This is a genomic window from Candidatus Thorarchaeota archaeon (genome assembly GCA_021498125.1).
Lineage (GTDB): Archaea > Asgardarchaeota > Thorarchaeia > Thorarchaeales > Thorarchaeaceae > B65-G9.
The window spans coordinates 710,078-735,032 of the sequence record JAIZWL010000001.1; the positions used below are offsets into that span (position 1 = coordinate 710,078).

The 24,955-nt window shown below is 47.7% G+C and carries 10 protein-coding genes; 5 read left to right on the forward strand and 5 right to left on the reverse strand.

Annotated features, from left to right (window positions below):
• The first annotated feature begins 59 nt into the window (after positions 1-59).
• A complete protein-coding gene (locus K9W43_03640) occupies positions 60-15,161 on the forward strand; it encodes a DUF2341 domain-containing protein (GenBank protein MCF2136311.1) in 15,102 nt (5,033 codons plus the stop codon).
• Positions 15,162-15,180: 19 nt separating this feature from the next.
• Here the strand turns inward: K9W43_03640 and K9W43_03645 are convergent, their stop codons facing one another.
• Positions 15,181-15,957, reverse strand: a complete 777-nt coding sequence (locus K9W43_03645; GenBank protein MCF2136312.1) for a hypothetical protein — start codon at positions 15,955-15,957, stop codon at positions 15,181-15,183.
• A gap of 111 nt (positions 15,958-16,068) precedes the next feature.
• On the opposite strand from K9W43_03645, the gene K9W43_03650 reads away from it, so the two are divergent.
• Together K9W43_03650 and K9W43_03655 are read left to right on the forward strand one after the other, a co-directional pair.
• Positions 16,069-16,266, forward strand: a complete 198-nt coding sequence (locus K9W43_03650; GenBank protein ID MCF2136313.1) for a hypothetical protein — start codon at positions 16,069-16,071, stop codon at positions 16,264-16,266.
• A 68-nt stretch (positions 16,267-16,334) separates the two neighbouring features.
• Positions 16,335-16,760 (forward strand): glycine cleavage system protein H, encoded by a 426-nt coding sequence (locus K9W43_03655; protein MCF2136314.1) that lies wholly within the window; start codon positions 16,335-16,337, stop codon positions 16,758-16,760.
• Between the two features lie 44 nt (positions 16,761-16,804).
• Here K9W43_03655 and K9W43_03660 read toward each other — a convergent pair whose 3' ends face one another.
• The 3 genes from K9W43_03660 to K9W43_03670 form a co-directional block, all read right to left on the reverse strand.
• Positions 16,805-17,938: a hypothetical protein gene (locus tag K9W43_03660; GenBank protein MCF2136315.1), complete on the reverse strand. Its 1,134-nt coding sequence runs from the start codon at positions 17,936-17,938 to the stop codon at positions 16,805-16,807.
• 76 nt (positions 17,939-18,014) lie between these two features.
• Complete coding sequence (locus K9W43_03665) at positions 18,015-19,352, reverse strand: FAD-binding oxidoreductase (GenBank protein ID MCF2136316.1); 1,338 nt, start codon at positions 19,350-19,352, stop codon at positions 18,015-18,017.
• A 3-nt stretch (positions 19,353-19,355) separates the two neighbouring features.
• Complete coding sequence (locus tag K9W43_03670) at positions 19,356-20,462, reverse strand: (Fe-S)-binding protein (GenBank protein ID MCF2136317.1); 1,107 nt, start codon at positions 20,460-20,462, stop codon at positions 19,356-19,358.
• Positions 20,463-20,645: 183 nt separating this feature from the next.
• Between K9W43_03670 and K9W43_03675 the strand changes: the two genes are divergently transcribed.
• Positions 20,646-22,619 (forward strand): M28 family peptidase, encoded by a 1,974-nt coding sequence (locus K9W43_03675; GenBank protein ID MCF2136318.1) that lies wholly within the window; start codon positions 20,646-20,648, stop codon positions 22,617-22,619.
• Positions 22,620-22,731: 112 nt separating this feature from the next.
• Here the strand turns inward: K9W43_03675 and K9W43_03680 are convergent, their stop codons facing one another.
• A complete protein-coding gene (locus tag K9W43_03680; protein MCF2136319.1) occupies positions 22,732-24,090 on the reverse strand; it encodes an NADP-dependent malic enzyme in 1,359 nt (452 codons plus the stop codon).
• Positions 24,091-24,242: 152 nt separating this feature from the next.
• Between K9W43_03680 and K9W43_03685 the strand changes: the two genes are divergently transcribed.
• A complete protein-coding gene (locus tag K9W43_03685; GenBank protein MCF2136320.1) occupies positions 24,243-24,947 on the forward strand; it encodes a SagB family peptide dehydrogenase in 705 nt (234 codons plus the stop codon).
• The last annotated feature ends 8 nt before the right edge of the window (positions 24,948-24,955 follow it).

Consider the following 24,955-nt stretch of genomic DNA (forward strand, 5'->3'; position numbering starts at 1 on the left):
ATACTCCAAGGTTGGTTTCCTTGGCACGATTATCAGATGAGAAATGGAGGTTCCCATTAATGAAACGAACTGGTCTAGTTACTGTGCTCTTTATACTATTATTCATGATACCTGCAATTCCGACTGCCACTCCAAATTTGAGTTCGGATCCCTATACGACCGAATCGAAAGATCAATCCACCCTGGCGGACGATTTGACAGGTCTCACTGGTACTGGCAACTCCCTCCCAGTCACCATGACAGGTTACGTGACAAACACACAGGATGGGCCTTTGACAATTGACTCGGCAACTTCCGATACCGCCTCTGTCATACTAGATACTGGTTGGACTGGTACCGACCTACAGTCGAGTATCGATTCGCTTACAGTATGGATGAATGATCAGGCAAAGAACGGCGATTTTGATGATTACCATAACGAGAAATGGCTTGAGACCTCCTATCCAAGTGAAGATGTGGCTGTTCCTGATTATTGGAACCTCAATAAAGTGACTGCCGGAAGTGATGACAGTCACCCTCATCATGGAAACTTCCAGTTTCTCACCGCCTCGGGTAATGGTTATGGTGGCACTATGGGTTGGGAGTATGTTGCTGACTGGACCACCAGCGACACAATAGACCCCTCATCTGAAATATACCTCCGTCAATACGTTTTGGCACCGTATAGAAGCATAGACTCTGCTGAGATCAAGTTCTATTACCGAGTAGTCTCCACCTCCACGATGGGTAGTCAAGCTCACATCATTGTCCGCTTTGCCGGCTATGAGACCAAGCTCTCAGTCTTCGATTCTGGTGATCCTACTGACACATGGATTCAAGCCACAGTCACGATTCCCTCCTCCGCCTTTTCAAGCGTGACTCTCCCAAATTCGATTCTCATTGATGTTGGACTTGCTACAGATCTTCAGGGGACTCCCGGGTCTGATATGACCAGTCACCTCTACATTGACGATGTTGAAGTCAATATGAAGGTCCGCCCCTTCCCGGAACAGATCGGTCTCAAAGCAAATGGGACTCTCATCGATGGTTCGACTGAGGGTAGTATCTTCACATATCTTCCTGATGACGACAACCGTGATTGTTATGACGATACCTCAAATGGAGTTGATCTTGATGGTTATAGTGATAATGGGGACCTTGATGTAGGAATCTGGGGATCGTGGTCGGAGTCCAATACATTCGAAGTTGGTCTCCAGTTCCCTGTAGATATTCCCAAAGGTGCCGCGATTGTTTCTGCATATATCGAGGTCGAAGTGCCAGAAAATTCTAGTGATATACCTGCCATGAAAATACGACTTGCTGATGCCGACAATGTTAGTGCCTTTACTTCAGGAACACCACATCTTGAAGATAGATATACTTGGGTCGATACTGGTGTTGACTGGTCGCCCAGTGTTTGGACCAAGAACCACAGATATAGGTCTCCGGACATTGCCCCACTTCTTCAAAAGGTGGTCACTAGGTCTGGATGGTCCCAAGACAACTATATTGCAATCATGTTGGACTATCTTTACTCATCTGGCTCATACACCTATCTTAGTATTAAGGGATCCTCGAGCTATGATAATACCGCGGGTGATGATAACCTTGCACGGATTTTTGTTGAATACATAGTTCCCAAGGCCGAGGATCAGATTATCACTCTTCAGCACAAAAAGGACATCACTATCGACCATACAAAGGTCTCAGCCGATATGACGGACTTTCCTGTTCTGGTCGACATCTATGACTCTGATCTTCATACAGATGTTCAGGCAGACGGTGATGATATCGTATTCATGGTGAATGGTATCCCCACAGATCACGAGATCGAATACTTTGACCAAGACTATAATTCAACGCACGCGCATCTTGTGGCATGGGTACGAGTTCCCAGCCTCTCAAGCACGACTGATACAGTTCTTGAGATGTACTATGGGAATCCAGACGCGCCTTCACTTCAAAATCCAACTGGTGTTTGGGAATCTGGGTATGCCTCAGTCTGGCATATGAACAATGATCCCTCTACGGATTTTATCATGGACAGTACAGAGTACAACCATGATGGCACCTCGTATAATATGGAGAGTGCTGATTCGGTCTCGGGGGAAATCAATGGTGCACTCGACTTTGATGGTGTTGATGAACGGGTGCGTATTGGACCTATGGACTGTGAAGATTGGACATCTATTACAGTCGCTGTTTGGGTCAATATTGATGATGCTGGAGAGGATCGCTTCATCTCTAAAGAGTCGGGAAGTGGTTCTGGTCCGTATGCTTGGAGCATCGGGCATAATGGTCATGGCCTGACGGTCATGTTCACAAGCGACGGGACTTCAGGCACAACAACAACAATCGATACAAGTTCTGGTCTTACAATTGGCACTTGGCACTATGTTGTCTTCACTTGGGACTCGTCACTCTCCTCTAATCAGTTGAAAGTATACATTGATGGTGTTCTCCAGAACCAGACCAGTAATGCTGGAGATACAATTGATGATATTGATGCAGATGTGTATCTTGCTGACAATTCGTACCTAGGCAGTTCCAGTGGTCATAGATACTTCAATGGTCAGTTGGACGAGGGCAGGGTCTTAGACGTTGCAAAGCCCGTTTCATGGATACTCACTGAATATAATAATCAAAAGAATCCAAGTTCATTTCTCTCCGTCGGTTCGGAAGAGACCGTTCAGAGTACTTGGACCGATGATGAGTCCGCCAAGCTTGTGTTCACGACCTCTTCCTCTGAACCAGTCACAATGGATGTGACTCTAGGTCTAGATGTCTATGGCTCTGGTGGTTCTCTTGACTCCAATTATAATTCGGGTACGACCTACAGTGTGACCAATGCGTCCATAGTTGAGTGGACTGCAAATGTTCTTGTGTCACCTCCAACAGGCACACAAAATCTTGAGGTCACCGTAGAGTTTCCACAGACTGAATGGCGTCCAACAACCGTGACTAATCCCGTGGGCGTAGAGAAGACCTATCCGACAGACTGGTATTATGAGGGCGGTGTTCTCACAATTCGCTCTTCAGCGGTCGATACTTTTGGTGTCTGGAAGATCAACTTTGTGTCAATGAATTACATGCTCAACGTTCTTGTTGGACCCAATGGTGGCCCATATTCTACTACGACAACTATGGACATCAATGATATTCTTGCTGTAAAGACTACTACTCCTTGGGTCACGGGATCGTCTGTCAATCTTGTGTTGACCGACCCGAGTGGAGCGGAGTGGTATCGGAGTTCACTCACTACGACCAGTACTCCTACTCATGAGGTTCCCTCCTTCAAGTATCGAAAGACCATTACCATTGATCATACAAAAGTCTCAGCCGATCTGACGAATTTCCCTGTTCTAATCGACCTGCTTGACTCTGACCTCCATGATACAAGCAAGGTGCAGGCTGATGGTGATGACATTCTCTTTGTACAGAATGGTAAGATCCTTGACCACGATCTTGAGCTCTTCGATCAGACCTACGACTCATCAAATGCTCATCTTGTGGCATGGGTCAAGGCGAACCTCTCAAGTTCATCTGATACGGTTTTGACCATGTACTATGGTAATCCTGTGGTCGGTCCGCAAGAGGATCCAAAGGCCGTCTGGTCGAATAGCTATGAGGCCGTCTGGCACTTGGGTGAGAATGCGGTAGATGAGGGTACAGGTACAACCCATTATGATTCCACTTCTGGAGCATATGATGGCGAACAGCATGGCAATGCCCGAGCTACTGGACTTGCAGGGTATGGTCAAGACTTCGATGGCACCGATGATGTGATCTATGTTAATGATACTAAGGGACTCAATCCAAGCGGTTCGGTCACGCTCTCTGGTTGGTTCAAACTCGATAGTATCTTTTCATCATCATCGACAACTTCTCTATTGATCATGGAGAAATATTATGATGATGATAACGATATGCACATTGCCCTTGCAGGACAAGACTATCAATCAACATCTGTTCCAAATGGTACTCTGGTCTTTAAGGTGGAGAACTCAAACGCACAAAAATACATCTGGACCACTACTACTTTCTGGAATCCTGGTTGGTATCACTACTCTATTTACATGGATGCCTCAAACCCCTCCAATAACAAAATCTACATAGATGGTGTTGATCGTACATCCACCGGAAGCTCGGGAACTGCAACTTGGTGTAACTTGACATATTCTGCAACTTGGGGAATTGGTGGTGGCGAGGTTGACGGTGGGTTCCCAAGTGGGTCTGGATACTTTAATGGAATCCTTGATGAACTGCGTGTGAGTCTAGGCTCACGATCCACTGGTTGGATGACTACCGAATACAATAACCAGAACGACCCAAGCACCTTCTACTCTGTTGGTTCTGAGAGTGAGCGAACTTCACCCGATCTCACCTTTACAAAGACGATTGACTCGACTGCAGCAGCAGGTGTCTGGACCGCCAGTGTGTTCTATAATGACACAGGCTCCGGTGTTGATAATAAGACAGGTCTCTATGAACGAGAATTCATTGTCAAACATGATTCATCGCTCGCTCTTATTGCTCCTGGTGATGCAGTCGGTGATGGGATCTCCTTGAAGGTCGCTGGTGATATGCTCTATGTGGAAGTGGAATTGACCGATGATGTCAACTCTGCCACTATCTCAGGTGCTACCGTCAGGATGAGCTGGTCAGTTTCAGGCACTGCTACAAATGTCACACTTGAGGACTATGGGACTGGGCGCTATGGCCTTGCTCTTAACACGAGCGATCTCGGAACAAACAAACGATGGACTCTGACATTCTATTCAAGTCATCCTTACTATAATGATGCAACGACCTCCTTCTATCTGGATTTGAATCACGATACGGCCCTGACCTATCGCAATGTGGATACTACTCCAGTGGGACAGGACTTCACAGCAACTCTTGTCTTCCGTGATATCTACGATGATACACCGATAACCGGTGCCTCCATCACCTTTGCAAATGGTACCTCTGTGACCGTAGACTCGGAGGCCAATGGGATGTATAATATCTCCCTCTCTACGAGTGGACTCTCACTGGGTGACCACTGGTATATCTTTAATGCGACCAAGTCTGGTGCGTATCTTGAGGATGCAAGTGTTAATGTCACCTTCACTCTTCGTGCGCACTATACTACCGCCTCAGTATCAGGTGATCTTGTTACTCCATACGGTTGGAATACTGATGTGACGGTCACTATCATTGATACCGATACTGGTGGGACTGTTGCAATAGGCTCCGTGTCGTCCATGACTTTCTCATGGAGTGGCGGGTCACATGCAGAAGATCCGGCCAGCAGCTTTGACGTGACGCTTCCTACCAATAGCTGGACCGTTGGTGCAAAGACGGTCACCCTAAGTGTGGTCATGTCCGACTCGAATTACTATGCTCCTAGCAATTATCAATTTGATATCACCATCCGCAAGCACTATACCTCTGCCTCGGTTCAAGGCGATCTTGTGACCCCTGTCGGCTTCGATACTACCGTCACTGTTGTCATTACCGACCTTGATGACGATGTAGAGTTGAGTCATTCCGCTGTCAGCAGTCTGACCTTCACCTCAAGCTATCCCTCCTACAGCGAGAGTTCTCCATCAGATCTTGACGTGACACTGCCCACGAACTCATGGTCATTGGGGACTGAGACCGTCACATTAGCAGTGGTCATGTCCGGCAATTACGAGAACCCGTCAAATTACCAGTTTGATATTGTCATCCGTAAACACTACACCTCTGCATCGGTGACTGGCGATCTATTGACGCCACACGGTTTCAACACCGATGTGACAATTGTCATTACTGACCTCGATACCGGTTCGAATCTGGCCGCTTCTGCGGTCTCGTCATTCGGTTTTGTCACAACGCACTATGGTTCTCATAATGAGAGCAGTCCCTCCGACCTTGATTATACTCTAACGACCAGTTCGTGGTCCGTTGGAACCGAATCGATCACATTAGGAATTGTCATGTCAGGCAACTATGCCAATCCCGATGACTACGTATTTTCAATTGAGATTCGCAACCACTATACTGCCTCCTCCGTGTCAGGCGAGCTTGTATCGCCATTTGGTGAAGACACTCCGCTCACCGTCATTATCACAGATCTTGACACCAATACTCAAGTAGCAGCCTCAACGGTCACTCAATTGCAATTTGTGTCGTCTTATGGTACCGAGACCAAGTCCGGGCCATTCACAGACCTTGATGTGACTCTGACCACTAACTCATGGTCCGTGGGTACTGTGACTGTGACTCTGACTGTGACTCTGACTGGAGCATACGACAATCCTGCAAATCTACAATTTGATGTTACAATACGGAAGCATCGCACCTCCATCAATGTTATTGGCGATCTTGTCACTCCATACGGTTCCAACACAGATGTGACAATTGTCGTCACTGACCTTGATACTGGTAGCACGCTTGCAGCATCTGCTGTTAGTTCCTTTGAGTTCCGCCCCACAGGATATTCCAACTACAATGAAACGAACCCCTCAGATCTGGATGCGACACTCTCGACCAATTCATGGTCTGTGGGTACTGTTAGTGTGACTCTGGCAGTTGCAATGAAAGGTGATTACTATGATCCCTCCACGTATGATTTTGACGTTCAAATTCGTAATCACTACACCTCCGCCACAGTCACAGGTTCTCTCACTTCCCCACTTGGGAACACGACTGATGTGACCGTTGTCATTACCGATCTCGATACCAATTCGGTTCTTGGAGCCGGAACGGTAAACTCTGTCAGCTTCGCCTCCTCATATGGGACCTATGCTCCATCTGGGCCGTACAGCGATCTCACATTCACACTTGACACATCTAGTTGGGATGTTGGTGTGGAGTCCGTTACTCTTAGCGTGACAATGACCGGTAATTACGACTCACCGTCGAACTACGATTTCGACATTGAGATCACAGGGCTCTCAACAAATCTCTATCACGAGCCGAACGACCTCATCTTTCCAAATGGTGATGCGTTCAAGATCATCTTGCGAGTAGACATTGATGAGGCTGGTCCTTACTACGGCGATATGATCGCAGGTCTTGTCCATGCTAACTTCACGGTTCATAACACGACCTATACCTATCCGTTCACTCTGACCGAGATCGCAACGGGACGCTACAACCTCACAATTGCAGCCTCGTACTTCCCTGAGGGTACATACACGATCACTGTCGAGTTTAACCCAACAAATGTCAGCCTCTTGAGTTCACAGCTCGTCATCACATTCAAGTATCGCGCTGCTCGGAGTGAGCTGTCTTCACCGGATCGCGCTGTGACGACTCCGTATGAGACCGACTTTACTGTCACACTCAACTATACCGATGTTGATCGTAGCGCAGGAATCACTGGTGCAACAATCACTGCTGACGGAGTGACGATATACAATATTGTAGACAAAGGTAATGGCCAGTATCAGGTGACTGTCAATACTACTGGTCTTGCAAAGGGTGAACATCTGTATAATCTGACCGCTGATAAATCGGGTTATGCTGCTCAGACCCTATCCTTCAAAGTAGTGATTCGAATCGCCTACACATCTGCCATTCCGACGGTCGGAGCATTAGACATTCCTGTCGGTAATGATCCGGTCTTCTACGTCGAGTACCGAGATATTGATCATGACCTTCCTATCACAGATGAGTCACCGTTCCAAATAACTACCACATGGATTCGTCCGATCATCTGGGAGTATATCAGTTCAGAGGGTCGCTATAAGATTACATTCCCAACCGAGGTTGATGACACACTTCAACAGAATCTCATCGTCACCTTCACCTTCTCAAAGGGTGAGAACTATCAGTCTGGCATCTTCAATATCTCTGTGACCATTCGAACCCATAACACGGATCTCCGACTTGTCACAGCTGTTGAGCCGACAAGCTACAATGCTAACATCACAATTCAGTTGTTCTATGGTGATCTTGATGATCAGCAGGGTATATGGTCGCACTATGTCAGTATTCGTGTGGAGAATGAGACTCATGTGGTCACTTACTATGCATTGAATGATAGTGCACGAGGTTCGGGCTACTACATCATTCGGATTCCCGCCTCGCAGTTTAATGCTCTCGGCCTTCAGAACTTTACGATCTTCTATAATTGGACTGGTCCGATCTATTCGTATCAGAACAAGACGATATTTGTCAGTGCAAATATTGTTGGTGAAGACTCGTCCTATACTCTGATGGAATCATCCGAGCCTACCCCGTACTTGGAGAATATGTCCTACACCTTCTTCTATTCTGAGCTGTATAGCGGTATTGGCATCACTAATTCAAGTTATGGCGGTGGACATGTACACGTCCGAGTTGTGTTCCAAGGCGTTTCTGTTGATATGACCAAGGTTGACATCTGGGAGGTCGATCCTTCTGGAAGCCCCGGTAACTATTCGATTCGTTTCAACACGACGATCTTCGGACAAGTTGGTGTGATCTATATGGAGGTCCATGTTGAGTGGGACAGAGGGGTCTCGCCATTCTATACTAATCGAACTGATACGATCACTATTCGGATTCTCTCAAGGGACACTCTAGTTTCTGTTGTGCCTCCGTCTGCAACTGCCTACGGTGAGAATGCCACGTTCTCATTCACTTACGAGGACATCACGGGAAGTTCGAGCTCGCCCATTGGTGACGACTCAAAGCTGACGATCACACTCAGTCTTGCTGATTACACGCTTACCTACAGTGGTGATGCAGACAAGAGATTTACCGTCTCCTTTAACACGAACCAATTTGGAGCGCCACTTGGTCAGAAGTCTTTCACGCTCAATGTGACTTGGGTCGGAGCTCCATTCTATGCGAATCGGACTGGGCGTATCATCTACGTGACGGTCACCGCACGTCAGACCCTTCTGGACTATCAATCGCCATCTCCCACGCAATATCGTGATAACGTGACCTTTACGATTACATGGTCCGATGTTGCTGGCAGTTCGACCTCGAGTATCACCAATGCAGTTGTGACGCTCTATGATGGTGCTTCAGCAATTCCTACAACCTACTATTCTGTGACAGACAAGTTGGATGGCAACTATGAGATCATCTTCAATACCACCTACTATTCGTCACCCGGCACATATTCGGTGACGGTCAATATCACTTCCTCCCACTTTTACTACTTGAGTGTGGAATCCACTCGTAGCTTCGAGGTTCGATATCGGCTCACTCTGCTGACCTCTGAGCCTCCTGCTCGTGTCCCATATGGTGGCACCTTGGAGATCATACTCTCCTTCCAAGACCTTTACACCCTGGAAGCATTGGGTAACGATACAGGTGATGTGACCTTAGAGATCCTGACTCCCGGGACTTGGGTGTACTCGGTCTCATGGAGTAGTGCGCTCAGTAGATACACACTTCGTATTGACACATCGGCCCAATCGGGATTGAACATTGACACGGTCTATACAATTCATCTTAACTTCTCATATGCGAATAAGGCACCGTTCTATAGTTCTGATGATGCATACGTTAACTACGAAATCCGTGCCAGAAATACGGCCATTGAGATGCAGCAGTCCCCAGTTCCGACTCCATATGATGAGTATTGTAACTTCACGATTCTCTATCGTGATACTGACTTCGATGCGGGAATTGATGGCGGCAGCATCTATGTCTACAAGGGTGGTTCTCTCTTGACCCAAGGGACTGAGTTTCTTGTTGCAACTAGTTCAGGTGGCGTCTATATTGTGTCGGTCTTGACCTCAGCACTTGATGGTATCGGCACGACTCAGATCACCGTAAAGGGTAACTGGACTGGTGGCTCCCCCTATTATGGGAACACCTCCTCCTTGGTCAACATAGGTGTGACTCATAGGCCAACGAATGTTAAGATCGTCTCTCTTCCGGGACAGACGCGATTCCAGGAGAACGTGACCTTCGTCATCTCGTTTGTGGACCTGACATCAGATAGCGGTGTCAGTATCACTAAGAGCATGATCACACTCTATAATGATGGCACTCCCTTGACCCAGAGTCAATTCCAATTGACCCAGCAGGGAACATCGACCAACTATGAGATCAGTATTGACTCGACCATCCTCAGTAGTACGCTGGTGTCTGGCAAGAACATGACAATTCTGGTCAATTATCCTGAAGCCGCACCATACTATGATGATGACTCATCATCTGTTGGAATCACTATCATTAGACGTGATACATTCCTCTCGTTGAGTCGACCCGCTAATACCGCATACGGTGAGAATGCTACTCTGACCTTCATCTATCTGGATGTGACTGGTGGGTCGAGCACTGCGATTGGCGATGACGCACGGCTCTCGATCGTGACAGATCTCTCAGAGACTCCAGCAATCGTGTATGATTCCGGATTAAAGACCTTTACGATCTCCTTTGACACATCTCAGTTTGGGAATGTTGGCGACACCTCGTTCCATCTGAATGTGACATGGGCTGGTACTCCGTATTATGCAAATCAGACCCAGACCCTCATTCAGCTGACAGTGGTCAATCGTCAGACACAGGCCGATTTTCAGGCCCCTGCGCCAACTCCATTTGGAGATGTGGTTACTTTCACAGTCACATATCTGGATGTTGCAGGATCATCCACAGTAGGAATTCCCGATTACACCTTTGTACTCTATTATGGTGGCTCCCCCATCTCGACATCATACTATACGACTGAGAATGATGGGCAGGGCAAGGTGACTGTTCATTTCAATACGAGCATGTTTTCTGCTCCTGGGACCTACTCGCTCAATGCCAGTTTCACTTATACTGGAACATACCATCGTGATGATGCTTGGGCGGTACGTGATCTACAGCTCCGGTACAGGACCACTATCCTCTCTTCCGAGCCTGTTGGAAGTGTTGGTTATGGTACTGCAATGGAAATAGTTCTCTACTTCCAAGATATGCTCACACTTGAGAACATTGGTTCGTCAACGACCCTGGCAATCTTGAATGATACAGGTGTCGCTTGGAATTATACACTGAGTTGGCGACCTTCACAACAAAATTACTTGTTGATCGTTCAAACAGAGGGTCAACCATTCAATGTGGGCGAGTCCTACAAACTTCATCTCAATATGAGCTATGCATATACCGATCCATACTATCGCTGGGACGATCTCTATGTTGATTTCAGCATCAGGAATCGCACTTCTCTCTTGGATGTGACAGAGGCCCCGTTACCGACATCCTATGTAGAGTATAGTACCTTCAAGATGTATTACCGTGATGTCGATGGTGGAAAAGGAATCTCTAGTGCCACCATTACCTTGAGTACATCTTCAGGTCCGATCTCTTCGTCCTATTACTTCTATAACGAAGTTTCTGGTATCTACACGATTTCACTAAATACGAGCGTATTGCTCGCTCTTGGTAGTTACACAGTGACTGTACAGGCCAGTTGGCCCGGAGGTGCTCCATTCCATGATGATGCTGCCAGGAATGTGACCGTCACGGTTGTAGAACGAACAACCAATGTCGAGATCGTATCACCCCCATCTTCGACAAAATATCTCGATAATGTGACTTTCACTTTTGCATACACCGACACGGTCACTGGCAAATTGATCTCGATCACTGCAAGTAACATTATCCTCTATGGGAATGGGACGCAGCTTGATCAGAGCGACTTTATCATGAATCAGGTGGGTTCTCTATTTGAGATCAGTATCAATTCTACCATTCTCAGTACCCATCTTGTGAGTGACTATAACCTCACAATCGCAGTGGACTGGGATGCAGGGACATCTCCCTACTATGCGGATGATGTGACATCTCTGCGTCTTTCGACACGAGGACGTACGATGATGGTCGAGGTCGGTCCGATCGAAACCACCCCAGTGGGCGATAATATGACCATCACCTTCACAGTCGCTGATGACTCGAACAATCGACATATTGATGGCACGATTATCTATTTCGACTGTGTTGAACAACATTTGATCGAAAACGCCTCCTACTGGCTGACTCGGGTTGGTGGCGGGGATTATATAATTAAAATCGACACAAGCGCACTAGGAGGCATTGGCGATTTCCATTTTGATCTTGCCGTCAATTGGAATCCCTCCACAATGCCTTATTATGCCAATCGAAGTACCATCGAGCTCATCGGGTCGGTTGACCTGATCTGGGGTGTTCTTACTTCTGATCTTCCCACACCATCTTCTGTTCAGATCAGTCAGGATGTCTATGTCATTGTCTATTATCGTGATTATGATCATGGGCAGGTTGGAATCACCGGTGCCGGGTTCACTGTCAAGTATCTTGATACTGGGACTACCCCATTGAATCTAGCATGGGATATGCTCTCCCCTGGTGTATATAATATAAGCTTCAGTACCACTGATATCACCACCACAGGAAGCAAGACTCTCAACATTACTGCAAGCACATGGCCCTATACAACATCCACTGTACAACCTAGTTTCACCATCAAGGTCATTGATACAGCATTATCTGCTCTTAGTACATCGATCCAAGTCAACTGGACCGCCACCACTCGTGTGACCGTGGAATACGAAGACTTGCTTCACGGAAATCTCACTACTGGTGGTGTGGTGTCTTGCGAATGGGGCGGTAACACACTCTATTTCATCGAGTCTGGCACTCCGGGGCGTTATTACATTGACATTGATACTAGCCTTGAGGATGCAGGGACTCGAATTCTCTCGATCACAGCCTCAAAGACCAAGTTTGCTACTTCTCTCACAACAGTGAGCCTGATAGTCTTGACACTGCCTTCAAGTATTGTGCCGATCGAACCTGCTGGACTTGTACTTAGTAGTTATCGTGGTGAGGGTGCTAATGTCACTATCTTCCTCAATGATACCTACAATGCTGGTCCTATCAATGACGCATATGTTTCAGAAGTGACTGGTGTCTTTGAAGGCAATGGCATCTCTTACACCTTTGTCTATAATGGCACTCCGGGTTACTATGAGGCGCAGATGCCCGGGTCTGATACCAACAAGGTGGATGTAGGATTCTACTACTTCCGGATAACCGTGAAGATGAGGAACTACAACCCTGCAAGCTACCAGTTCACAATTGAACTACAACAGACGCGGACTATACTTGCCGTTGATACCTCATCCGGCACATCTGAAGAGATGACCCGTTTCTATTCTGAAGTCGTGCGGTTAACGGTGCGCTTCTCCGAATTGGCAAACACATCGTATCTCTTAAGGAATGCATCAGTAGTCTGGTACATTTCTGATCTATCAGTGGGTGGAAACATGACTGAAGATTCTCTCCACCCCGGATTTTATTACACAGATCTTGATACAACAATTCCAGGTTATGGTATCTGGGCTATCACATTCAGAGCTATCCCCGAAGATGCCCAATTCTCTAATGCCATTACTACGATGACCCTGACCGTCAAGCGAATTCCTACGCAAGTCTTTGGACCCGACCCACTGACCGAGCCTTGGGGCTGGCGTGGTAATCTCAGCTTCATCTATTGGGATGAGGTCTTTGATCTGCCCGTAAACAATGCAACAGCCCGGTTCAGTTGGGGCCCATACACTGGAGTCGACGCGATCTTTGTTGGAAATGGAACGTATGTTGTTCCTGTTGATACTTCAGTTCTGTTACCCGGGATAAAATGGAGTATCACCATATCGTTCTCCAAGGTCAACTATGTCGAGTCCAACGGCGCAGTTCAATTGACGCTCGAGTTGATCGACACCTCAATGGATGTGCTTGTTGCAGACCAAAATAAGGTGGAGGACAGCTCACGAAATCTTATCGTGCCCATGGGTGACCTGGTCAATATCACGTTCTACTATAGGGATATTGAGATGTTCGTGGGTGGTATTCCTGGAGCCACGCTGACACCCGAGAGCGAGCTCAGAGGTGATACCTTTAGTGGTGGTCATGCGATCACGATTGTTGATCTTGGTAATGGCTACTATTCATTCCTCTTCGACACGACTGATGCATCCCTCTACGAGTACACAAACGGTACTCCTGTCAGTGGTCAATCGTACAGGCTTATTGTAGGTCTGCGACTTGATAATCGTACGACTCAGGAAGTGACCGTTCGCATTCGCATAGTCGATGTTCCCACCTCATACTCTGCAACGGTATCCTCACCGTCCATCTCTCTCACTCATGATGATCAGTTGGTCGTGACCGTGTTCTTCAATGACACATGGCACGGAACTGGTGTGGAGGCGGACTTTATTGAAGCAATCTCCAACAACGAAGGTGTTGTCGGCGTCACTGTCACGCAAGGCCCAGAGACTGGTCAATACATAGTGACACTGACGGCACACGGTATGGGTACGGCTCTGGTCACCATTAATCTTGGGCGACAATATTACTCTAATGTGACGCTCACCTATGCCGTACAAGTGGGCCCGAATTCATCAGATCTTCTCATCCAACAGGCTACCACAATTGGACTGCCAATTAGCCTTCTGATCATACTGCTGTTAGGGCTCTATGTGAAGGTCTGGTCTGTACCGAAGCGTGTTAGGCAGATCAACGGGCAGATACGTGCTCTGAAGAAGGGCCGTCTTCCAAAGCCCATTAGCGATGCTAAGGACCGTCCAACACTTCTTGCAGAGCTGTTCAACGACACGTATCTTGATCTTGGCATCACTCGTGATCCCTCGCAGCTTCCTGAAGAGAGTGTTGCGGTCGAGATTCCTGAGATGGGAGAACTTCTCATGCAGTTGACCATGCTCACTCATCTCTCACCTGAGGAGCTTGACGAGTTCAAGGCTGACATCTCTAAGATGAAGCTCAGTGAGCAGGCCGCCTTTGTCAAAGAGGTCATTCACCAAGAGGCCATTCGTGCAGCTCGTCGTGATGGCAAGTCTGTTGACGAGGTTCTTCAGGAGCTCGAGCAGGCAGCAAAGAAGCGGCTTGGCGATATGGAGAGTGGTGACTACATCTCCGCCCCTGAAGAGGAAGCGGCTGGTGAACGGATAATTCTGCGATCAGAACCCGAAACCCCCACAGAGCCTGAAACGGTCTTTAGGCAGCCATCTGCAGAACCGGAGGTCTCAATGCCCGTCGAACCTGAGGTCACACCCACTTTGAGCGATCGACTCAGTCCATTTGAACTATCAGAACTGAAGAAGCAGCTCGAAGCACGCGGTGTACCGCCACAGGAGATCGACACGATCGTTGAGCAGGCCAAGGATCTCCCACGTGAGCTAGTTGACGAGCTGGTTCGCAGTCTAACTGGTGACAAAGACTAGGCGGACTTGATGTTCCGCCTTACTCTTTGCCATCCATGCCTCTCAGGAAGTATGAGAGCGGTGGAGTGGTGGCGAATCCGGTTCCTAGTGATCTTGTAGTATGTCTGACAGGATATGCTGGATGTTTAGCCAGTGTGTACCTGACGCGATCACGGTACTCGCGCACATGGATGTGGACCTGTGTATTTGTGGACAGCGCTCTGCCTCCCGCAGGAAGGCGTTGGTCCTGCTCTGAGGCGTGCGTTGTGATGACGGAGGCAATCTCTCGATACATGGTGAAAGCTCTGATCTTGGACACCATATGTGATATCTGTTGAAGCATATCTCCTGTGGCCCCCTCTGCAATAAAGAGGTCTGGTAATCCTGTGACCAAGAGTAGCCTTGCCGAGACCTGTTCGAAGAGCTGTTCAAGTTGTTGCATCACAATATCGTAGACCTGTGACGAATTGAACGCGCGAGTGATAAAGATATGATCCATGGTCTCCTCCGGTTCAAGGCCATCCTCTAATGCATAGTTTGTGATCTTGTCTATCTGGATCATGTTTGCGCTGTCTATGATGATACTTGATGATTCTATGCCCCCCTTCTCACAGGGGAGTTGTGCGTGGACTGCCAGCCTGAGAAGATCGTCATACATGACTCGATCTCCATAGAATAGATGTACAAGTCCGAACTCTAGTCCCCCCTCTAACAGCGAGTCAATGGGTCGAGTCCCTGTTTCCATGGTCCTGCGAATGGCATGGTCTGCAGTCATGAACTCTCGTGCAATTAGCGGGTCTGACTTGTGTGGCGTCATCTCCCATCCAGTGTCTTTTGAACCGTAATAACCTCCACTAATTCGATTTCATGATATTCGACCAATGAGTTCATTTAGTGAATAGACCATTACTAAGTTGGCGATTATCTGATGTCTCATAAAGTACGAGTCTGCCCGCGATGCGGCAGTACACGTCTCTCCGAGGTCCGAACTTCTGTAAGTGGTTGGCTTGTGCCGTCCTCCTATTATTGTGCGGATTGTCATTATTCCGGTCCGGTCTATGTGGAGATCGATGCGGAAGAGGTCGGTCAATTACAGAATGCAATGCGGGCAAAATCCGAAGAATAAGTGCTTGACCGTAAATGGCAAATGTCTTAAGTCACCTGTAAGAGAATCCTTCGATAGGTGATTTCACCATGGTCACGTATGAAGGGTTTGATTTCCCAGAAGATCTCTACTATACAGATGATCAAGTGTGGGTAAAAAAGGAGAATGGCAAGGTCCGTCTAGGCTTTACAACCTTTGGAATGGACTTGGCTGGAAAAATCAAGTTTGTCCGGTTACGCCCTGCTGGTCGTGATATCAAGGCTGGAAAGAGCATTGGTACGCTGGAGTCGGGTAAGTGGACTGGACCTGTCAAGTCCCCGGTCACAGGTAAACTCGTTGAAGTCAATGAGGAACTAAAAGGGAACCCCGGTCTTTTGAATGAGGATCCTTATGGAAAAGGTTGGATTGCTGTCATTGAGGCAACTAACCTTGATGAAGAACTGGCCGCTCTACAGGGTGCTGATGGTCTCGAAGACTGGATCAAGGCACAGTTTGCAGAGAAACGGCCCAGCTAGACCTGTCCTTTGTGCGGCCGGACCTTCCGGTCAGCACACTCTCCTTATTTTCTTCGGGCAAGTTCCCTTCTCATCGTTCGTGCTGCATCATTGAGGATCTCAGGTTGCATGATCACGTAGAGCAAGTCCGGCGAGTATCCAGACTCAAAGACGATTCCCTGAAAGATCAAGCTCTGGAGGCTCTTCCCTACATCTTCTGAGAGGTATTCTATTCCCATCTCTTCGCACTTGATCTCAACAATATCCTCGAGCGTCTTTCTGTCGATATAGGTCTCAGACTTGAATCGCATCAGATGTTCCGTCATGGCCTCGAGTACGAGGAGCGTCATGAAGTCATTCATTCCAATGATATCTACAATTGTGATCATATCTTGGTCAGACGCAAAGCTCGTGATCTTTGAAGTGGCGTCGCGGACAGTATCAGAGTCGATCTCCCTTCCACTGGTCGCAAGTGGCCATAATACTTTCAACGCTTCAATAGATGTCTTCGGTTTTGAGGCGTCGAACTCACAGACAAGATCGGTGATGTATCTCAGGATGCCCTCTGAGAGGCCCAATGGAAACGTGTCCTCTACTCGTTGCCTGATGATCTGGTAGAGTTGAGACCGCGTATATGTGTCCAATGGGATCTCAAAGTCATATGCCATCTGTGTGGCGGGCATCTTTGTGAGAAGCCGATAGTCATGACTGTTGAGAACTCCTATTGTGCTTGCATTGATCTCTTTGGACAATGTTGCAAGCTTGTAGTAGATCTCCTCACTCCTCTCGTCTATGTTATCGAGCACGAAGACAGTCCTCTTTGGTGCGCGAGTCGCTGTGCGTCTGAATTGCATCCACATGACATCCAAGTCAAAGGCAACAGTGACTGGGGCCTGCACTTGTCGCTGGACCTTCTCGGTGAGTTCGGCCACTATCTCAAGCGTTTCTTTGTGTCTTGTATCAACATAGATTGTGTACGCCTCAAAACGGTCTGGTACAAGGCGTGTCAGAAAGTAGCGTGAGAAAACGGTCATCCCCACTCCAGAAATCCCGTGGACAAGAGTGTTCACACCATACTCGTCCTCATATGAGTCCTTGTAGACTCGGTGAATGGTGTCAAGCTCCCGATCGCGGTAGAGAAGTCGTTTCGGCACGTAGTACGGATCAAATAGCCCCTTCGGGCTCGGTGAATGCACCATCGCTCATCATAACTCTGTCTCGACGAAGGTATATAAACGCCCCCAGAGAGGGGGTGGGCCGAAAGTATTCGGCCACCTATACCATTGCCCCAAGCATGTCTCCACAGTCTTCGCAAAAGATGAAGTCGTTGAATCCCCTGCCCATGACCTCTCTAAGCTTCTCTAGACGGGCTCTCTTGACTCTGTCACCATATGGCCACTTGTGTTCAGGTTTCGGAGTCATGCCAATCTCATCACAGAGATCCACTATGTCTAGGATTGCCTGTAGGACCTCATGGCCACTCTTGCCCTCTGGCTTGATCTCTCGAGAGTGCATTATCATACCATATGCAGGCTCATTATTTCCCACGTACCACTTGCTTGGTGCATGTCCATACTTTGCAAATGGCTGGTAATTATGTCTGACGAGAAGTTCGTTAATTCGATTAATGCTCTCCTGCATCTTGAGAAGGCTCTGGTCATGAATCCCATAGCCCTCGAACAATGCGAGCTGAACACCTTCCTGTGGATTTCGCTTTGGCAGTTTGATACGAATGTTCTTCATTCGTTCGACCTCATCGGGAGGCAGCAGCGTAAAGTCGGTGATCTCTCTGAGGTCATCAGAATAGTCCTCGGGGAACTGTAGAATGAGTAAGGGTAATTGTAGGTCCTCTCGTATATCTGGGTGAGCCTCCACAAGAGCCTCTCCGTATTTGATCGGACTCTTGTCTTTGATCATCTTAGTGAGTGCCTGTCCCAGTGCGGTCGCATCATCAAAGTGGGCAACTGCACCTACGACATCCAGTTCCGTGAGTGGTCTGATGGCCACGCGCAGTTCGGTGATGAATCCAAGTGTCCCATGAGAGCTTGCAATGTCATTGAGCGTGAATCCAAGTCGATTGAGTTCGTTCTCGAGAGCGGCATCATTGCTTCGGACACCCTGATGATCGACCTCGATTTTTCGTCCATCATAGAGTGTCATTCTGACTCGAATTGTGTTGTCTCGCATGGTGCCATTTACCCATGTGTCATTGCCACCACCATCTGTGTTGAGGATTCCTCCTACTGTGGCAATGTCCCTACTACTTGGTGCTACATAGAATTTGTATCCGCGAGGCTCAAGAATCTCATTGATGTCATCCGGGCTCGCTCCGGGCTGGACATCCACATACCCCTCCTGCTCGTTTATTGTGAGGATCTTGTTCATTAAGAGGGTGCTGACGATGATCCTCTCAGTGTTGCCCCCAGTACATGCCCCACTTAGACCCGAGCCTCCACCCTTGACCGTGACATTCAGTCTTTGTTCTCGAGCCTGCGCAAGAGCCTCATCTACATCACCATCGGTCTTTGGATAATGGACTCCCTTGATCTTCTTGAAATCTAATCTATAGAATATTGATGCGTTTGCACCAATGACAACATCTCTGATCTTCATTGTCTATTCCGCCTCCTCTTGGTACGCCTGGTCTATCATCTCTACGATATCTCTGGTTTCGATTCCCGCGCTCAAGAACTGCTCTCTACATGATGGGCAACATGTTACTACAGGTGTGCCATCAAGACGCTCTTTGCTCCTTCGTACCTCGATGATTTTGTCGCTCAGGTCAGGGTCTGTCATTCTCACGAGACCTCCGCCTCCACAACATGAGAGGTCCATCTCCCGGAAGTTGACACCGACCTTCTTCATGACGGATCGTGGTTCGGTCTTTACCTTGCTGATCCTGTGTAGTTCACATGGGTCATGGTACGCAAACTCTTCGCCACCACCCAACTTTGGAGGGTTCTTCAGCATTCTGTCAAAATACTGTGTATTGTGCAGGGCTTCGATCCCCTCAAGATTATGATGTTCTCTTAACTGAATTAAGCATCCCGGGCAGCCAGTGATCACAGTCTTGACCTGTGCATCTTGCATGACTTCCCGATTGTGCGATCTGAGTACTTCGGCGCCCTCATCATCGCCCATCAGATATAATGGGTGACCACAACAGAACTCCTCGGCACCCATCACAAGATAGTCCGTTCCTATCCGTTCTAGGTTACGAAACAACGCCTTGACAACATCCATCTGACTTCCTCTAAAGGACATCAGGCAACCAAGGAATACCATGACCTCTGCTGTCTTCCCCGGCTGGTAGACTCTATCTTCGATATCTGGTATCTCATCGATCAGTTCGTCCATCCAGAAGACCGCCCTGTCTTCTTGGTCCAGTCCATAGATGTTCTTTGAGGCGGCAAGCGATTTCCTGAGAGTCTGAAGATAGTCAAACTCTTGCGGGGCCGTCTTAAGAGCCTTGGCACGTTGTTCGTGGTAGATGTGTAGAAGGTCAACATCGGAGGAACATACTTCCTCACAACGCCCACACATGGTACACTGGAACAATAATCTCCTAAACTCTTTGGCGAGTTCTTCGTCATCCTCGATCAGATCCCAGACCTGTAAGAGGTAGGTCTTTGCACGAGGTGTGAACTTTTCATCTTCTCGTGCAGTGAACAGGGGACAGTATTTGATGCAGGAACCGCACCTGACGCATTTATCAAATGACATATGGGGCACCATGTTATTTTGTAACTTGGAAATTCAATATGCAATATAAATAGGAATGTCGGTACGGTCGTTTTTTCTCTCTGTTGTGTGATCGTACTACTTCACTGCTCTTTTCGGCGCATATATATGAGATTTCATGGCGAGGAACTCGGGTCGCCTAACTGGCCCTAGGACTGGTTGACTATGAATCGACGCAAGGCTGCTTCAGTATTCCTCATTGTGGCAATCATATCTACCGCGACATTGGTTATTTTCCACGATGTTATCTTGCCTCCAGCTCCTCCGAAAGGGCCTACTGAGGAAACGACAGAGATTGTGTATGACCCCTTCAATGATCTATCTTGGTGGGACATAGCCTCAGAGTTAGGTGATATTGGGGATATCATGACGCCCCTGCTGAAGTTCGCCACCATTGGGAATCGCTTTGACGAGACCGCTGGCTATTATTCTGCTGCACAATATGTTATGGGTTATTTCAACGGTCTTGGAATTGATGCATCCTATTGGGGTAATCACGACTCTGTTGTGGCACATCAGCAAGGATATGGTACCGATAAACGTGCGATTGTGTTTGGTGCCCACTTAGATAGTGGCGAAACCGGTATTGGTATTGAACAAAACGCTGGTGGTGTGGCGGTTGTCATGGCCATTGGGACAATACTCAGTCACTATCGGCTTCCAATAGATGTCTATTATTGCTTCTTTGCAGGGAACATGGTCTTTCTTGATGAGCAAAAAGTAGTACGAGCTATGTGGGGATCAAAAGAGATTTCAGCTCAACTGGCCGCAGATGATGTTGATGTTATTGCATTTTACAATTTTGACGAACTTCTATTACGGGATCCTCTACAGCCAGAGAGCAGTCGTCTTCTTGCAGAGCACAATATAGAGTCGACTTATGGGTATCATAAGACCACATACTTGGGCGACCTTCTGAACTCCTTCATGAAACAGGCAGGACTCAATATTATGTCTGTAGTCGAGAGTTCGACTACGCAGACCGACCATACCTCCTTCTGGGCCAAAGGATTTCCTGCTATTAATGTTAAGAGTGGTCATCAACCCAATCCCGATTTTCCAGTTCCTGATACGCCCCATAGTAATGGATACAATATGACTCAGGCCCTGTATCTCGCTAAGGCTGCCGCGTCAGTCGCAGTCTTTCTTGGAATGCAAGGTAATGGTCAACCAACACAGGAACTGATTAAGACCACGCTTCAGCCCGGAAACTCCACAGTTCATTATGCAGTTATGACCTCTGTTCAAAAGCCTGTGATCCATGGCACAGTGTCTAATACTACGGTCTTGAAGATGGCGACCGTTTCAGGTTCTTCTCTACTAAAGACGAACCTTAATCCCGGCAATGTGTCCATTACCAGCGATACGGATGCTCCGCTCGGGATTATTCGCGTCACACTTACAAATCCGGGTTCTACTAATGTGACCCTTTCACTCTATCTGGAGTATGTACAGGATACCGATGGTGACTCTACCCCTGATAGTGAGCAATATTCCTGGCCTCCTCCCGATCCACCACTCGATTGGGATGGAGATGGTCTGTCGGATGTCGATGAACTCTCGAACCATACCGACCGTTTTTCAAAGGACACCGATCGAGACTCTATCTCTGACTATATCGAGATCATTAACGGAATGGATCCTCTGAGGGATGACACAGCTGAAGATCTGGATGGCGATGGACTGAATAACCTTCAGGAAATAAATATTGGCACTTCTCCCATCTCCAATGACACTGATTCGGACTCGCTTCCTGATGGATGGGAGGTTAAGTTCAAGACAAATCCACTTGTCAACGATGCTCTCGATGACCCAGATAATGATACACTAACTAATTTGGCCGAGTATCAGCATGGTTCTGATCCTTTATCTATCGACGGTGATCATGATGGCCTTACCGATGTTGAGGAGGTTACACGAGGTATGAATCCACTCAATCCTGATACTGATGGTGATCAGCTCAATGATTTTCTGGAGGTTCGAAATCACATTGATCCCTTGAACCCGGACTTTGATCATGACTTTATCCCTGATGGAGTTGATCCCAACCCAAAGGTCAATCAAATCTTGATCATCTTGCTATTGTCGATAGTGCCAATATTTGTTGGTTCTGTTGTCATGTGGCGTAAGATTCGCTAAGCACATGTTATGATTCCCGCCTGTAAACGTCTGATTGCTGTTGTTTACTTCAATTCAAATTAAAAAGAAAAGGAGTATGTGGGGAGGTATTCCCCACATGGTCTTACTTTGTCTAGATTGGAGCCTTGGGAATGTAACCCTTTTCGTACAGCATCTCTGAGGCCGCACGCGCAACGCGGATCACATCTTCAGCATGCTTGTACAGGTCTTTTTCTTCCCACTCTCTCTTTGCAATTCCCTGTTCAATGGCCTTCATACCCACAGCAGTTGCCTCTGCTGGATAGAGTTCCCATTGGTCCATTGTTGGAATGACCTTCTTGTCACTGGCGCTCTTTGCACCAAGATTTGCAAGAGCCTGAGCAGCAGCAATGCACATCTCATCAGTGATTGTTGATGCTTGGACATCAAGTGTACCTCTGAAGATTCCTGGGAATCCTAGAGAATTGTTGATCTGGTTATCAAAGTCACTTCGACCTGTACCGACAATACGAGCTCCGGCATCAATGGCGTCCCATGGCCAGATCTCAGGAAGCGGATTGGCACATGCATAGACGATTGCATCCTGTGCCATCTTTGAGATCCATTCCTTCTTGATGGTCCCCGGAACTGGAGTCGAAGCTGAAATGAGTACATCAGCACCCTCGATGACCTCTCCCATCCCACCTGTATGCCTCTCGGGATTGGTCTTCTGGGCCAGATCGTACTTGAAGGTATCATGGTCCTTGCCTGCAACGATGTCTTCACGATCTGCGTAGATTGCGCCCTTTCTGTCAACCATGACGATGTTCTTTGGATCGACACCTGCTGCAATGAGAAGGTATGCGGTTCGTGTGTTTGCTGCACCGACACCCAGCATTGCAACCTTGATGTTCTCGATATCTTTCTTGACGACATTCAGTCCACCTAAAACACCAGCAAGGACGACTGTTGCCGTTCCTTGGGCGTCATCGTGCCAGACTGGAATCTTGACTTCAGGATCCTTTCGGAGTTCTTCGAGGACTCGATAACATTTGGGTTTTGAGATGTCTTCGAGGTTGATGCCTCCAAATGTGGGTTGGATAAGCTTGACAGTCTCAATGATCTTGTCTGGATCTTTTGTGTCAAGACAAATGGGCCATGCATCCACTCCTCCAAGGTACTTGAATAATATTGCCTTGCCCTCCATGACCGGACCTGCACCATATGGCCCGATGTCTCCAAGCCCCAGCACTCGTGTGCCATCGCTCACGACAGCTACCATATTGCCCTTATTCGTCATCTCGTATGCTTGTTTCTCATCATCTTTAATCGCAAGACACGCCTTGGCAACACCGGGTGTGTACCAGATCGCAAAATCAGAGAAACTTCGCACTGGAACCTTACCGATGCTCTGGATCTTACCCTTGTAGAATGGGTGCAGAACCATAGCATCTTTTCCTGGCTTTTCAGCCTTTTTTTTCAATTCTTCAGCAGTTAATTTTTCTTCGGGCATAGTCAATGCCTCTCTACAGTACTAGGACAGAGCACTCCACCTCTGTCTTGCATTGTTATCCCCGTCCATAGCACGATTAAAATCTATGCCTGCCACTAATTAAAAGCGAGTTGAATAAAATGACTACACTCTCCGTTCACGATTTTTTTAAAATGACAAAGTACGTTCGGGGTTCCCTCCCACATCATACGCTTGATTGGTCAAGTCGTCCTGAGACCTACAAGGTATATCCATCAGCTGAGCGTGTTACTCTCCCGTCCCCGGTCACGAATGATGGTGACGGGATTTGGAGTACGATTCAACGTCGTCGAAGTGTAAGAGCTTTTACTGAAGACGCTCTCTCACTCAATGAACTCTCGCAACTTCTTTGGGCAACACAAGGCATCACTGCTGAACTACATGATTATCAATTGCGATCAGCCCCCTCGGCTGGAGCCCTCTATCCTATCGAAACCTACCTTGTTGTAAACCGTGTGAATGGGATGCCTTCTGGTCTCTACCATTATGCAGTTCGGACACACGAGTTGGAGACCTTAAATCTCGGCGACTTCGCATCTGAGGCAAGTTCTGGATGTCTTGATCAGCAAATGGCCCAGAAGGCGCCAGTGGTCTTTCTATGGAGTGCAGTCTTTAATCGATCCGCTTGGAAATATCTTGCTCGTGCATTTCGCTATGTTCTTCTTGGTGCCGCTCATATTGCCCACGCACTAGCACTTGCGTCAGTTGCACTTGGACTCGGTTCCTGTCAGATCGGTGCATTTTATGATGATGAGATGAACGCATTGCTTGATCTTGATGGTGTTGAGGAGAGTGTGATATACGTCAGCGTCGTTGGTCGTCCTCGTAGGATGAGATGACCTACACC